Source organism: Oleiagrimonas sp. C23AA, from assembly GCF_011759385.1.
Classification (GTDB): domain Bacteria; phylum Pseudomonadota; class Gammaproteobacteria; order Xanthomonadales; family Rhodanobacteraceae; genus Oleiagrimonas.
The window spans coordinates 98,853-111,062 of record NZ_JAARLY010000002.1; the positions used below are offsets into that span (position 1 = coordinate 98,853).

Here is a 12,210-nt window from a genome sequence, read left to right on the forward strand (position 1 = left end):
GTTTTCCGCACCGTGCCTGAATATGCGCCCCGGTGCCCGGCGCCGGGGCGTTTTTCATGGCGTACCATGCGCGCCATGTTTGCCGGAACCGATCTTGTGGGCATCCAGTGCCCTTACTGTGGCGAGCCGATCGACCTGGTGGTCGATTGCTCGGTCGAAAGCCAGCACTACATCGAGGACTGCCAGGTCTGCTGCCAGCCCATCGAGGTGAGTGTCAGTGTGGACGTGTCCGGGGATGCCCAGGTGGACGTGCGCGGCCAGGACGAAACCTGAGCGCGCACGCCGCAGGCGTCACAGTGCGATGCGTCCGGCAAACTGGGCCACCCGTTTGCCCAGGTGGCGAGCGGTATCCAGGTCACCCTTGCGCGGCGCTTCCTCGGGCGAGGCATCGACTGGTGAAATTGCCATGGCGCCTGAAAAGCCGCCAGTCCAGTTCAGGTCATTCGGTCCATTTCGCTTGTAGTTGGCCGCAGGCAGCCCCGTGCCGATCCAGATCTGACCGTGTTGTTGCGACAGCGTGAACAGGTAAGTCAGAGTTGAGAACTTGTCGCCATTGAGGGCGCCCGAGTTGGTGAATCCGGCCGCGAGCTTGTCCTTCCAGGCCAAGTCCTGCCATGGCCGTGAAGACGTATCGGCGAAGCGTTTGAACTGCCATGCCGGCCCGCCCATGTAGGTGGGGCTGCCATAGATCACCGCATCGGCATCGGCCAGACGCTTCCAGGCACCATCAGGCAACTGGCCTTCGTCATCGATACGCAGCACATGGACTACGGTGTTCTCGACGCTCAGTGCGCCTTCTTCCACAGCCTTGGCCAGCTTCGCGGTATGGCCATAGCCGCTGTAGTAAACCAGTGCGATATTTGCCATCAGGATGGCTCCTTCCAACTTGTTATGCATGTAGAGCGTCCAGGCAGGGCGCTCTCAGGTGGTTCCCGGGCGGGGGTACAGGTGCGCCAGACCGCGCGAGGGATGGGGATACCTCACGGACCCTTCGGGCGCCAGCGTCACGCGGCGTCCATCTGTATGCGCCCCGTCAGGGAGGCGTGGGAGAGCTTTCGATGTGGATGCCTGCCGCGTTGCAGGCGTGGCGTGTGGCGTTGTCGGTATCGGGGCTGACCGGTCGCGTCAACGGCCAGAGCAAGGTGACGTCCAGCCCCAGGGCGCGCGCATCCTGCGCCGACCAGAGCACGCAGACGTCCCGCGCCAGGCCACACATATGCACTTCGGTCACGCCGCGATCGCGCAGCCAGCCAGCCAGTCCGGTGCTGGGGCGCGCGCCGTTGGGATCATGGTTGTTGCGGAAGGCCGAGTACGAATCCACTCGTGAATCGGCTCCCTTGCGCAAGATCATGTCCACGGCGGACCAGTCTACGTCCGGATGCAGTTGGGCTCCGGGCGTATGCTGGACGCAGTGATCGGGCCACAGAGTCTGTGGCTGTCCGTAGAGTTCGATCTGCTTGAATGGCTCGCCACCATCATGCTGACTGGCGAAAGAGACATGTTGGGGAGGGTGCCAGTCCTGACTGGCCACTACGTGGCTGTAGCGACGCGCTTGCAGCAGCGATTGGATGCCCGGCACGATGTCATGACCCTGGTGGCAGGCGAGCGCTCCACCGGGCATGAAGTCCGGTTGCACGTCGATCACTAGCAGGGCGGTGTGTGCGGATGGCATCGGCTCGGCCGTGGCCAGGGAAGGCTTCGCAGCCTAACCGTTCAGGTATGTGATGGCCAGCGTTGTGTCTTACAGCGGGCCGTGAGAGTAGTTGTCGTGGCCATAGCCACCATGGTCGTCACGTCGGTCATCGCGGTGATCGTCACCGTGTTCATGGCGACGATCGGTGTGGTGGTCGTGCCAACCTTGCTGGTGATGCGAGTGTTCGCCGCCGCCATGATGTGGGCCGGGCAGGTAGCAGGCGGCCAGTCCGGCGCCCAGGGCAAATACCAAGCCAAATCGCAGCAAGACACGCATGTTGTTGTGATCCCGGAATCGAAAGTCTGCCCGCATGGTGGGTGCTGGCAGCTGGCTGAAAGCTGTCTGCGTACATGGTGTTGTCGGCGCCGGTTCACCCGTGTCGAGGGCGCGTATAGGCTAGCGGTTATCATGCTCACGCCAAACGCACACAAAGGGACCGACGGGTGAATCTGAGCTTTCTGGACATGGGCATGCTGGGCGCTTTCGAAGCGGGCGGCATGGCGTTGCTGATCGGCTTTCTCGTGCACGGACTGTGGCAGGCGTTCGGCCGGCGCGAGGGCTGGAGCCATGCCAAGGTGATCGGCTGGGCGTATCTGACCGCATTGGTCATTGGTGCCGGTGCCGATGCCTGGCATCTGCTTTATCTGGGCATTGTGCCGTTGGATGCGGTGGTCAGCATGCAGCGCAGCGTGGCCGGTGTGCACGACCCGGATTATCTGAGCGTGCGGGTATTCATCGAGATCGTGGCGGCCGGCGTCGGCGTGATGATCGGCTGGCTGGTGTGGGCCGGCGCCCTCAGGCAATACTTGCGTGGAACACGCGGCCAGTCGCGCGACTGAACGGCTCGACGCTCGTCAACGCATCGATACCTGTTGCGTTCAGTATGCCTGCAACACGCTTGGCAACAAGCCCGCTCCGGCCCATGCCGGAAGTTTCCGGGCGCTGACGAGGAGACATGCCATGAAACGTTTTGTGATGCTGTGTTCGGGTCTGCTGGCCGCCTCCACCATGTCGATGGCCATGGCCGCACCGGCGCCGCTCGATCCGCCTTCATGGAGCCACGCCGGTGGCCACGGGCACGATCACGACCGCGACTACCACCGTGATCACCGTCGCGATGATCATCATCACTGGCGCCGTGGTGACCATTACCGCGCTGATCGGGTGGTGGTGGTGCGTGATTACCGCACCCGTCACCTGCGTCGTCCGCCGCGGGGCTACCACTGGGTGCGAGATGACAGCGGCCAGTACCTGCTGGTGGCCATCGCCAGTGGCGTGATTGCCGATATCGTGCTGCACAGCCACTAAGCGGCGCCGCTTGGCCGCAACGGTGCAAGGCCCGGGTATCTCGCCCGGGCCTTTTTCTTGCCTGGCCTTTGGCCGCGCGCTTCAGAGAATGGGGTCGAACAATCGCGCCACGTGCATGCCGACGCGGCGTAGCGCGGCGATACGTGCGTAGTCCGAGGGCGTGACCCTGCGCGCGCGGGCAAAGTCGCGCGCCAGCATGGCCTCGGTGCGCGCGGCAAAGTCCTCGTCCACGGTCAGCACGCCGATCTCGAAATTGAGCCGGAACGAGCGGTTGTCCAGGTTCATCGAGCCGACCAGCGCGGTGTCGTCGTCGATCAGTGCAACTTTCTGATGCATGAAACCGGCACGGTAGCGGTACACGGCGATGCCGGCGCCGATGGCCTCGTGCGCATACAGCGACGACACTGCGAATACGATGCGGTGATCGGGTCGCGCCGGCAGCAGCAGGCGCACTTCCACGCCACGCAGCACCGCCAGGCGCAGCGCCGACATCACCGCGTTGTCTGGCACCAGGTACGGCGTGGTCAGCCACAGTCGCTTGCGCGCGCTGTTGATCAGGGCCACAAACGCCAGCGAACAGGTTTCGAAACGGTCGGCCGGACCGCAACTGAGGGCCAGGCAACTGGCCCCGCCCTCGTTCGAGCGCGGCGCGCGCAGCGTTAGCGCAGTGCCAGTGACCCAATACCAGTCCTCGGCAAAGCTGCGCTGCAGCTCGTCCACGGCTGGACCGGCGATACGCAGGTGCGTGTCGCGCCACGGCGACAGCGGTGGCTTGTCGCCCAGATATTCATCGCCGACATTGTGGCCGCCGACATAGCCACAGTCACCGTCGACCACCACGATCTTGCGGTGGTTGCGGAAATTGAGCTGGAAGCGATTGGTGAAAGTGCGGGTGGCGAAGGCGTGTATCTTCACCCCTGCCGCCCGCAGGCGCCCGATATAGCGGCTTGGCAGGTCATGACTGCCGATGCCGTCGTACAGCACATGCACGGCCACACCGGCCCTGGCGCGCTGGATCAGAGCGTCGGCGAACTCGGTGCCGATGGCGTCATCGTGAATGATGAAAAACTGCGCCAGCACGTAATGTTCAGCGCGGGCGATATCGGCCAGGATCGCATCGAAGGTGGTTCGACCATTCTCCAGCAGCTTGAGGGCGTGGCCCGGACGGAACGGGCGACCCATCAGCCGCGCCAGTGCGTCCAGACGCTGGCAGTTGGCGTGTGGCGGACCGTGCGTGGTGTGACTGGATGGTCGCCCTTGGCCATCGCGCCAGCGTGCGCGCCGCCGTCGGTGTGCCACGATGTAGCCGTGAAATCGGCTATGCCCGAGGAATAGATACGGTATCAGGGTCAGATAAGGCAGGCTGACCAAGGCAACAGCCCAGCCGACAGCCCCCTGCGGCGTGCGCGTGTAGATCACCGCATGCACTGCCGCCAGCAGGCCTAACAAATGCAATGTCACGGCCACGCCGGCCAGTGTCAGCAGGTTGAAGCTCACGATAACTCCATTACGAGTCGGCCATATGTTGTAGGTGTTTGCGGATCTACGCTCAAGCGTATGGCGACGCTGGGCAGGCTTTCGTTCACGTGTCAGAATGCGGTCACGGAATATTCCAAGGTACTTTCATGACGGATCCTTCAGGCGAAACCGTGGTGGATATCGCGCGCCTGCGCCGCTCGTGCGGGGCATGTGCGCTGTCTCAACTGTGCCTGCCGGCCACGATCGGACACGAGGACATGCCCAAGCTGGAAGCGGCGGTGCGTCAGCATCGTCCCTTGGATGCAGGTCGTACGCTGTTCGCCGAAGGCAGCCCGTTCAACGAGCTGCATGTCGTGCGTTCGGGGTCGTTGAAGACCGTTTCGGTGCAGTCCGACGGCACCGAGCAGGTGCTGGGTTTTCACTTGCCCGGCGATGTGGTGGGGTTGGATGCCGTGGCCGAAGGCCAGCATCGCTGCACCGCGATGACTCTGGAGCGCACCACGGTGTGCGATATCCCGTTCAACGCCATCGAAGATGTCGCCCGCCGCGTGCCGGGTCTGCAGCGCCAGCTGTACCGCGTCATCAGCCGCGAATTCGTGCGTGACCAGGAGCATTTGGCCACCATGGGCCGCAAGCAGGCGCCCGAGCGTCTGGCGATCTTCCTGAAAAGCCTGTCCGACCGCCGCCGTGCGCTCGGGCTGGAGCCGCTGGAGCTTACCTTGAGCATGTCGCGCTCAGATATCGGCAACTATCTGGGGTTGGTGATCGAGACGGTCAGCCGCCTGTTCAGCCGCTTTCAGGACGAGGGGCTGCTCACGGTGCAGCGCAGGGCCTTGCGCATTCTCGATTACGATGCCCTGGCGCGCCTGGCCGCCGGCATGAACGATGCCACAGAAGGCTCGCGCCAGCGTTCGCCGCTACGCTGAGAGGCGCCGCGCCAAGCTGGCGCTGGCTTGATCAGGGTCAATCCACGGCACCGGCACCGCGCCTAGCATGGCATCCATGTCCCTTGGAGCGCGTGCCATGAAGATTCTTCTTGCCCTCGACGGTAGCGATCAGAGCCGTGAAGCGTGCCGTTATCTCATCGAACACCGGGACAACTTTGGTAAGGACAGCCAGGTGACACTGATGCATGTCGCCACGCCGTTGCCGGCCGACATCGAAATGGCGCTCGGTACCACGGGCGACGGCTCACTGGCGCGCTATTACGAGGAAAGCCATGAAAGCGCGCTGAGCGAGGCCGGCAGCCAGCTCGACAAGGCCGGCATCAGCTACACCAAGGAAACCGCCCTGGGGCCGCCAGGCCCCACCCTGGCCCGCTTTGCGGAGCGTCAGGCCATGGACCTGGTCATCATGGGCTCGCACGGCCGTGGTGCGCTGGGCTCGCTGGTGCTGGGATCGGTCACCGCGCGCGTACTGGCCAGCTGCAAGGTACCGGTGCTGATCATCCGCTGACGTGGCGCGCCTTCAGGCCTCCAGGTCGGGCAGCGACTGCCTGAGCTTGTCGATGCCTTGCCACGGGTCGCGCTTGAGCTGATGCAGGCGTCGCGAAATGGTGTGCACGGTGTAGTGGGCGCCGCTGTCGATGCGTGACAGCTCATCCCAGCGCAGCGGCGTGGCCACGGGTGCGCCGGGCCGCGCACGCACGCTGTAGTTGGCAATGGCGGTGGCGCCTCGGCTGTTGCGCAGATAGTCGATGAAGATACGGCCCTGGCGCTTGGCCTTGCTGGCGGTGGCGATGAAGCGCTCCGGTTCGGCTTTCGCCATGGCCGTGGCCACGCCGTGGGCGAAGTCTTTCACCGTGTCCCAGTCCGGTCCGGGTGTGATGGGCACCACCACGTGCAGCCCCTTGCCGCCGCTGGTGCGCACGAAGCTTTTCAGCGCCAGCTCGCCCAGGCGCTTGCGCAGATCGCGCGCGGCGCGCCGGACCTCGCCGAAATCCACGTCCTCGGCCGGGTCCAGATCGAACACGATGCGGTCGGCGTGCTCGACATCGTCGACATGGCTGCCCCAGGCGTGCAGCTCGATGCCGCCCAGTTGCACCAATCCGACCAGGCCCTGGGCATCATCCACGTACAGATAGTCCGAGTGGCCGTTGCTGTCGTCGATGGCGGTGGTATGCACCGCCTGGGGCAGGCCGCTGCCGGCGTGCTTCTGGAAAAAACACTCGCCATCAATGCCATCCGGGCAACGCAGCACACTGACCGGACGGCCGCCGGCTTCGGCCAGCAGCCGGTCGCTGACGCTGCGGTAATACTCGGCCAGTTGCGCCTTGGTCAGCGGCGGATCGTCGAACAGATGCTTGTCCGGGTGTGTGAGCATGGCGTTGTCTCCTTCGCGATCGGAGGGCTCGTGGCGCAGGGTGTCGGCATCCTTGTCGCGGCGAATGCCCTTGAGCGACGGCTGACGCAACAGCCCGCTGCCGGTACGGGCGCGATAGTCCACCTCCACCACTACGCGCTGCGAAAACCACACCGGAGAGGCGCCGCGAAGCTCGCTTTTGTCCGGCAGCCGAGCGATGTCGTCAGGCGCACTTTTGCGCGTGGAAAGCTTCAGCAGGCGCTGGATGTCGGTATCGCTCAGGCCGCTGCCGGCGCGACCGACATAGCGCCAATTCCTGCCGTGGCGTTCGGCCAGCAGCAGCGAGCCCAGCTCGGCGCGCGCGCCCTGGCCGCGAGTGTAGCCAATGGCCAGGAACTCATCGCCCTGGATACATTTGAGCTTGAGCCAGTGCCGGTTGCGACCACCCTGATAGGGCGCCTTGGTGTCCTTCAGGATGATGCCTTCCAGGCCGTGCTCGCAGGCAGCCTGGCGCAGCTTTTCCGCCGGCCCGTCCAGCTGTTGCGACAGGCGCAGCGGTTTCCTGGCCTGGTCGAGAATCGACTCCAGCCGCGTGCGGCGCTTGGCGCAGGGCTCGTCGCGCAGGTCGTGACTGTTGTGCAGCAGCACGTCGAAACACATCACTTCGGAGTGGTCGATATCGCGGCTGCCAAAGGCCTGTTGCAGCAGGCCAAACTGACTGACGCCGTCGCCATCGAACATCACCAGTTCGCCATCGAGCACGCAGTAGCGGGTGGAAAGTTCGGCCACCGCCGCGGCCACTTTGGAAAGCTCCTGCGTCCAGTCCTGACCGTTGCGCGAGCGGATGCGCACCTTTTTGCCGTCCTTTTCGATCAGCACGCGATAGCCATCGTATTTGACCTCGGCCTGCCACAGTCCACGACGCGGTGCCTGATCGGCCAGGGTGGCCAATTGCGGGCTCAGCTGCTTGTGGTGGCTTTGCATGGCGCGCTTCCCTTGCGTGCGTTGGTTGGGCTGGTCGGGCGCCTGACGCTGGCTGGCCGTATCGTGCTCGACCACGTGCCGGTCGCGCGCCTTGATCAGCAGCCATTGCTTGCCGCGCCCGGTACGCACCAGGCTCCACTCACCCTTGAGCGTGTCGCCGTGCAGAGTGAAGTGAAGATGGCCCTTGTCCAGCGCCTTGGCCGGGTCGTCGTCGCGGTAATCGACGGTGCCGCGATCCCAGCAGCGCACCACGCCGGCACCGTAGGAACCGGCCGGAATGGTGCCTTCGAAATCGGCGTAATCGAGCGGGTGGTCTTCCACCTGCACGGCCAGGCGCTTGTCCGAAGGGTCGCGCGACGGGCCCTTGGGCACGGCCCAGCTGCGCAGCGTGCCACCCATTTCCAGACGAAAATCAAAGTGACGACTGGAGGCATGGTGCAGTTGCACCACGAAGATCGGCTGGCCATCACGCCGCTTGCGTCCGCCGCCGGGCTCGCGACTGTGGCGCAGGTTGCGCTTGGCACGATAGTCGTCAAGTGGCGACGCCATCGTCTAGCCGGCCTTCTTTTTCTTCGGGGGCGCGGGTTTCTTGCTGGCGGGCTTGCTTTTGCCGTCCGAGCTCTTGGCTTTCCTGGACGCGGCGTCATGCTTGGTCTTGCCGGCCTTTTTGCCGCTGGCCTTCTTCTTGCCGGCCGCTTTGGCGGGCTGGCGTTTGTTATCGGCGATGCTTTTTTTCAGCAAGGCCATGAAGTCGACCACCTTGCCGTCGTCTTGCTTGCCGTCATCGTCGTCATCGCCTGTTTCCGGCTCCACTACGTCCTTGTCGGCCAGACGCTTTTCGATCAGCTTGCCGAGCTTGTCGCGATACTCGTCGCGATAGTCGGACGGCTCGAAGTCTTCCTGCATCGATTTGACCAGCTTGGCGGCCATGGACAGCTCGCGCTCGCTGATCTTCAGGCCCGCCTTGCCCGCACCGGGCAACTCGTAAGTGTCATCGGCGATCAGCTCCTGCGGATAGCGCAGCAGCACCAGTCGCAGCGCCTGTTTCTCGGCCACCACCATGGCCAGATGCTCGCGCGTGCGAATGACAATGCGGGCGATGCCGGCCAGGCCCGTTTCGCGAAGGGTTTCGCGCAGCAGCACGTAACCCTTGCCGGCGCGCTTGGCTGGCACCAGCACATAGGGTTTGTCGTAGTAGCCGACATCCACCTGTGCCGGGTCGACAAAGCGCTCGATGTCGATCGAGTCGGCCGTCTCCGGCGAGGCCGCCTTGAAGTCCTCGGGCCTGACCACGACGTAGTTTCCCTTGTCGTACTCGAAGGCTTTGACTATCTGCTTCCACGGCACTTCTTCGCCGGTGTCGCTATTGACCCGTTCGTAGCGCACCGGTGCCTCGTCGCGGCTGTCCAGCAGTCGGAAGTGAAGCTCGGCGCGGCGTTCGCCACTCATCAGCTGCACGGGTACCTGCAGCAGACCAAACGACAATGTGCCGGTCCAGATCGGTCGGGCCACTTGGGCGAACCTCCCTTGGCGATGGGAGCCCCATTCAAGCGCAGCCAAGGTGAATCGCCGGCAAGTCCGGCCCGACCCCGTTTGGCTGGCGCTTAGCTGGCGTCTTTGCGACGGGGACCCAGCATGCGCCGCAGCGTGGTGTCGTGACGGAAGAAGTGGTGCCAGAGCGCGGCGGCTACATGCAGCACCACCAGCCACAGAATGATGTTGCCCAGGGTGCGGTGCAGCGAAATCAACGTGTGGCCCAGCGACTTGTCAGGGGTCACCAGTGTGGGCATGGGCAGGCCAAACAGACTGGGGCCGTGGCCCAGCGCCTGTGTGGCGACCAGGCCCAGCACGGGGAGTGCCAGCATCAGACCATACAAGGCCAGGTGCGTCAGTCCCGACAGTGCCTTCTGCCAGGTCGGCAGCGGTGGTTCGACCGGCGGCTTGGTCGAGGTCACGCGCAACAGCAATCGCGGTATGAACAGCAGCAACACAGCCAGGCCAAACTGCATGTGCGCGGCCATCATGTCCTTGTGTAGTGCAGAACCGTCCGGGGCGAAGTCGTGGGTTTCCACCAGGATCAGTGCGCTGATGACACAAATGGCGGTAATCCAGTGCAGATAACGGTGCCAGGGTCGGAAATGGCTGGGCATCGGTGCGAATCCTCTCGATCTGGGGCGACACGATCAGTATTACCAGTCGGTCTTAGCCAAGACTTATCAACAGCCGCGCTTGAAGCCGGGGCGTCGTGCCCGCATCGCCTAAGTATCCATCCCACGTTCAAGGAGTGCACCATGAAAGCCGTTGCCTATCGCCATAGCCGTGCCATCGAGGCCGATGACAGCCTGCTTGATGTCGAGCTGGACAAGCCGCAGGCACCATCGGGCCATGATCTGTTGGTGCGCGTCGAGGCGGTGTCGGTCAATCCGGTCGATACCAAGGTGCGTCGTGGCATGGATCCGCAGGGCGACACCCGCGTGCTGGGTTGGGACGCAGCCGGCATTGTCGAGGCGGTGGGGCCCGACGCGCAGGGGTTTTCGGTGGGCGATGCGGTGTACTACGCCGGCGTCATTGATCGGCCCGGCTCCAACGCCGAGTACCAACTGGTTGATGCGCGCATCGTGGCGAAACGCCCGGCCTCGCTGAGCGCCGCTCAGGCGGCGGCCTTGCCGTTGACCTCGCTGACTGCGTGGGAGCTGTTGTTCGATCGCCTGCGCGTGCCGTTCGGCAAGCATCGCTCGCCCGGCACGGTGCTGGTGACCGGTGCCGCTGGTGGCGTCGGTTCGATGGCATTGCAGCTGGCGCGCCAGCTGACCGGGCTCACCGTAATCGGCACGGCCTCACGGGATGAAACCCGCGCCTGGGCCAAGAAAATGGGCGCGCACGCGCTGGCCAATCACCGTCAGCCGCTGGCACCGCAGCTGGCCGAGCTGGCCCCGGACGGCATTCACTACGCGCTTTCGCTCACTCACACCGGCGAGCATTATGCCGATATCGTCGAGGCGATGGCGCCGCAGGGGCATATCGGCCTGATCGACGATCCGGAAGGCGGCATCGACGTCAGCGCCCTGAAGAACAAGAGTCTGTCGCTGCACTGGGAGTTCATGTATACCCGGGCGCTTTACACCACGCCGGATATCACTGCCCAGCAGCGCATTCTCACGGCCGTGGCCGAGTATATCGATGCCGGCGTGCTCACCTGCACGCAAACCGAGCACTTCGGCCTCATCAATGCGGCCAATCTCAAGCGCGCGCACGGCTTGCTGGAAAGCGGCAAGGCCATTGGCAAGGTGGTGCTGGAAGGCTTCGAGCGCTGACGGCCGGCGTGCTCAGCCGGCCAGCTGACCGGCAAAGCGCGTGGACAGGCGACGGCGCTGCCAGCGCGCATGGTGGCCGTCGCCGGCCGGCTCATAGGCGTGGTAGTGGTCCAGCCGTGCCTGGTGCACCAGCAGGGTCCAGGCCACGTGATCGCGCGAAAGGTTGCGGCAGCGATGCGCGTGCGGCTCGTGCGCGTCGTACCAGACCGCATCGGCGGGACCGAGCCAGGTTTTCTCCGCCTCGTGCAGCTGCTCGCCCTGGCGGGTGAAGTTGCGCACTTCCAGCGCGCCGAGCAGGACGATTTCCAGGCCCCAGCGGCTGTCGTGATCGTGCACCGGCGTGGTGTGATCGCCGGGCCAGGCCATCAGCGTGACATGCGCGCCGCGCGCTCGCCGTGGCGTCAGGTGCCAACGGCGCAGGCGATCCACCTGCATGTTGAGCGGTGCCAGTGCCTGGGCAATGGCACCGCCTTCGCGATGCACGTGCTGGCCAAGGCTGCGCGCCATGCTGGCGAGGTCCGGGTGGTCGGCACACACGTGCTCGTGCGCCAGCCGGCGCAGTCGGGAAAGGGCGGGAATGTTCATCGGTATGTTGTTCTTGTTCTGGGCGATCTGGCCGCGCATGAAAGCAGATACTGCGTGAATCGGTTGCAAACACGGCGCCGGGAACCGCGCCTGGAAGTCGTGACCTGTGGCCTATAGGTAATTGAAATAAAAGGCGGGAAGGCGCATATATGAACGTGCTTAAACGTTTTGACGGCGACCGGCATCAAAACGTTGTAGGGACGGTTGCGCATGGTGCGCTGGCTGTCTGGCCCGACCGTTGGGAGGCCTTTTCCATGTTCGAGTTGATGATCATTTTTGCTGTGCTGGCCGGCTTCTGGTTGCTGGGCAGCGTGCTGGCGCTGGCCTTCAAGCTGGTGTTCGGTCTGATCGGCGGCGTGTTCTCGCTGCTGGGCGGTGCCATCGGCCTGCTGGTCGGAGCCCTGGCCCTGCTGGTGGTATTGCCGTTGATGGCGTTTGCGCTATTGCCGCTGCTCCTGCCGCTGCTGGCGGTGGGCGTGGTGGTCTGGGCGCTGGTACGCGCCGCGCGCCGTCCTGCGCCAGTGCAGGCGCATCCGCACGGCTGAC

The 12,210-nt window shown here is 64.4% G+C and carries 15 protein-coding genes; 8 read left to right on the forward strand and 7 right to left on the reverse strand.

What is annotated here, in order from left to right; genetic code table 11:
* Nucleotides 1-75 precede the first annotated feature (75 nt).
* Entirely contained in the window at nt 76-273 is a 198-nt protein-coding gene (locus HBF24_RS03445) for a CPXCG motif-containing cysteine-rich protein (RefSeq protein ID WP_167169056.1), read from the forward strand.
* Between the two features lie 18 nt (nt 274-291).
* Here HBF24_RS03445 and HBF24_RS03450 read toward each other — a convergent pair whose 3' ends face one another.
* Together HBF24_RS03450 and pncA are read right to left on the reverse strand one after the other, a co-directional pair.
* On the reverse strand, nt 292-867 hold the full coding sequence (locus HBF24_RS03450) for a flavodoxin family protein (protein WP_167169058.1): 576 nt from the start codon (nt 865-867) through the stop codon (nt 292-294).
* Nucleotides 868-1,033: 166 nt separating this feature from the next.
* Nucleotides 1,034-1,672 (reverse strand): bifunctional nicotinamidase/pyrazinamidase, encoded by a 639-nt coding sequence (pncA, locus tag HBF24_RS03455; protein WP_167169060.1) that lies wholly within the window; start codon nt 1,670-1,672, stop codon nt 1,034-1,036.
* A gap of 96 nt (nt 1,673-1,768) precedes the next feature.
* Between pncA and HBF24_RS03460 the strand changes: the two genes are divergently transcribed.
* From HBF24_RS03460 to HBF24_RS03470, 3 genes are all read left to right on the forward strand, one after another.
* Nucleotides 1,769-2,140 carry a hypothetical protein gene (locus HBF24_RS03460; protein ID WP_167169063.1) on the forward strand — a complete coding sequence of 124 codons (372 nt, stop codon included), beginning with the start codon at nt 1,769-1,771 and terminating at the stop codon, nt 2,138-2,140.
* Complete coding sequence (locus HBF24_RS03465; protein ID WP_167169066.1) at nt 2,137-2,532, forward strand: hypothetical protein; 396 nt, start codon at nt 2,137-2,139, stop codon at nt 2,530-2,532. Before HBF24_RS03460 ends, HBF24_RS03465 begins: the two co-directional genes overlap by 4 nt.
* 175 nt (nt 2,533-2,707) lie before the next feature.
* A complete protein-coding gene (locus tag HBF24_RS03470) occupies nt 2,708-3,001 on the forward strand; it encodes an RcnB family protein (protein WP_343162718.1) in 294 nt (97 codons plus the stop codon).
* An 81-nt stretch (nt 3,002-3,082) separates the two neighbouring features.
* Here HBF24_RS03470 and cls read toward each other — a convergent pair whose 3' ends face one another.
* Entirely contained in the window at nt 3,083-4,498 is a 1,416-nt protein-coding gene (gene cls, locus HBF24_RS03475; protein ID WP_167169071.1) for a cardiolipin synthase, read from the reverse strand.
* 128 nt (nt 4,499-4,626) lie between these two features.
* Between cls and fnr the strand changes: the two genes are divergently transcribed.
* Complete coding sequence (gene fnr / locus HBF24_RS03480) at nt 4,627-5,406, forward strand: fumarate/nitrate reduction transcriptional regulator Fnr (protein ID WP_167169074.1); 780 nt, start codon at nt 4,627-4,629, stop codon at nt 5,404-5,406.
* A 97-nt stretch (nt 5,407-5,503) separates the two neighbouring features.
* Nucleotides 5,504-5,935: a universal stress protein gene (locus HBF24_RS03485; RefSeq protein WP_167169077.1), complete on the forward strand. Its 432-nt coding sequence runs from the start codon at nt 5,504-5,506 to the stop codon at nt 5,933-5,935.
* 12 nt (nt 5,936-5,947) lie between these two features.
* Here HBF24_RS03485 and ligD read toward each other — a convergent pair whose 3' ends face one another.
* The 3 genes from ligD to HBF24_RS03500 all read right to left on the reverse strand — a co-directional run bounded on the left by ligD (nt 5,948) and on the right by HBF24_RS03500 (nt 9,915).
* Nucleotides 5,948-8,314: a DNA ligase D gene (ligD, locus tag HBF24_RS03490; protein ID WP_167169080.1), complete on the reverse strand. Its 2,367-nt coding sequence runs from the start codon at nt 8,312-8,314 to the stop codon at nt 5,948-5,950.
* 3 nt (nt 8,315-8,317) lie between these two features.
* Nucleotides 8,318-9,277: a Ku protein gene (locus HBF24_RS03495; protein ID WP_167169083.1), complete on the reverse strand. Its 960-nt coding sequence runs from the start codon at nt 9,275-9,277 to the stop codon at nt 8,318-8,320.
* 92 nt (nt 9,278-9,369) lie between these two features.
* A complete protein-coding gene (locus tag HBF24_RS03500) occupies nt 9,370-9,915 on the reverse strand; it encodes a cytochrome b (protein ID WP_167169086.1) in 546 nt (181 codons plus the stop codon).
* A 141-nt stretch (nt 9,916-10,056) separates the two neighbouring features.
* On the opposite strand from HBF24_RS03500, the gene HBF24_RS03505 reads away from it, so the two are divergent.
* Nucleotides 10,057-11,079: a zinc-binding alcohol dehydrogenase family protein gene (locus tag HBF24_RS03505; RefSeq protein ID WP_167169089.1), complete on the forward strand. Its 1,023-nt coding sequence runs from the start codon at nt 10,057-10,059 to the stop codon at nt 11,077-11,079.
* Nucleotides 11,080-11,091: 12 nt separating this feature from the next.
* Here the strand turns inward: HBF24_RS03505 and HBF24_RS03510 are convergent, their stop codons facing one another.
* Nucleotides 11,092-11,703 (reverse strand): cysteine dioxygenase, encoded by a 612-nt coding sequence (locus HBF24_RS03510; protein WP_167169092.1) that lies wholly within the window; start codon nt 11,701-11,703, stop codon nt 11,092-11,094.
* Nucleotides 11,704-11,918: 215 nt separating this feature from the next.
* Between HBF24_RS03510 and HBF24_RS03515 the strand changes: the two genes are divergently transcribed.
* Nucleotides 11,919-12,209: a hypothetical protein gene (locus HBF24_RS03515; protein WP_167169094.1), complete on the forward strand. Its 291-nt coding sequence runs from the start codon at nt 11,919-11,921 to the stop codon at nt 12,207-12,209.
* The last annotated feature ends 1 nt before the right edge of the window (nt 12,210 follow it).

Excerpts from the sequence above, each read along its gene's own strand:
- HBF24_RS03515 (WP_167169094.1), top strand. The coding sequence starts at position 11,919 with ATGTTCGAGTTGATGATCATTTTTGCTGTGCTGGCCGGCTTCTGGTTG.
- HBF24_RS03470 (WP_343162718.1), top strand. The coding sequence starts at position 2,708 with ATGGCCATGGCCGCACCGGCGCCGCTCGATCCGCCTTCATGGAGCCAC.
- HBF24_RS03510 (WP_167169092.1), bottom strand. The coding sequence starts at position 11,703 with ATGCGCGGCCAGATCGCCCAGAACAAGAACAACATACCGATGAACATT.
- pncA (WP_167169060.1), bottom strand. The coding sequence starts at position 1,672 with ATGCCATCCGCACACACCGCCCTGCTAGTGATCGACGTGCAACCGGAC.
- HBF24_RS03505 (WP_167169089.1), top strand. The coding sequence starts at position 10,057 with ATGAAAGCCGTTGCCTATCGCCATAGCCGTGCCATCGAGGCCGATGAC.
- fnr (WP_167169074.1), top strand. The coding sequence starts at position 4,627 with ATGACGGATCCTTCAGGCGAAACCGTGGTGGATATCGCGCGCCTGCGC.
- HBF24_RS03485 (WP_167169077.1), top strand. The coding sequence starts at position 5,504 with ATGAAGATTCTTCTTGCCCTCGACGGTAGCGATCAGAGCCGTGAAGCG.
- HBF24_RS03450 (WP_167169058.1), bottom strand. The coding sequence starts at position 867 with ATGGCAAATATCGCACTGGTTTACTACAGCGGCTATGGCCATACCGCG.
- ligD (WP_167169080.1), bottom strand. The coding sequence starts at position 8,314 with ATGGCGTCGCCACTTGACGACTATCGTGCCAAGCGCAACCTGCGCCAC.
- HBF24_RS03500 (WP_167169086.1), bottom strand. The coding sequence starts at position 9,915 with ATGCCCAGCCATTTCCGACCCTGGCACCGTTATCTGCACTGGATTACC.
- HBF24_RS03445 (WP_167169056.1), top strand. The coding sequence starts at position 76 with ATGTTTGCCGGAACCGATCTTGTGGGCATCCAGTGCCCTTACTGTGGC.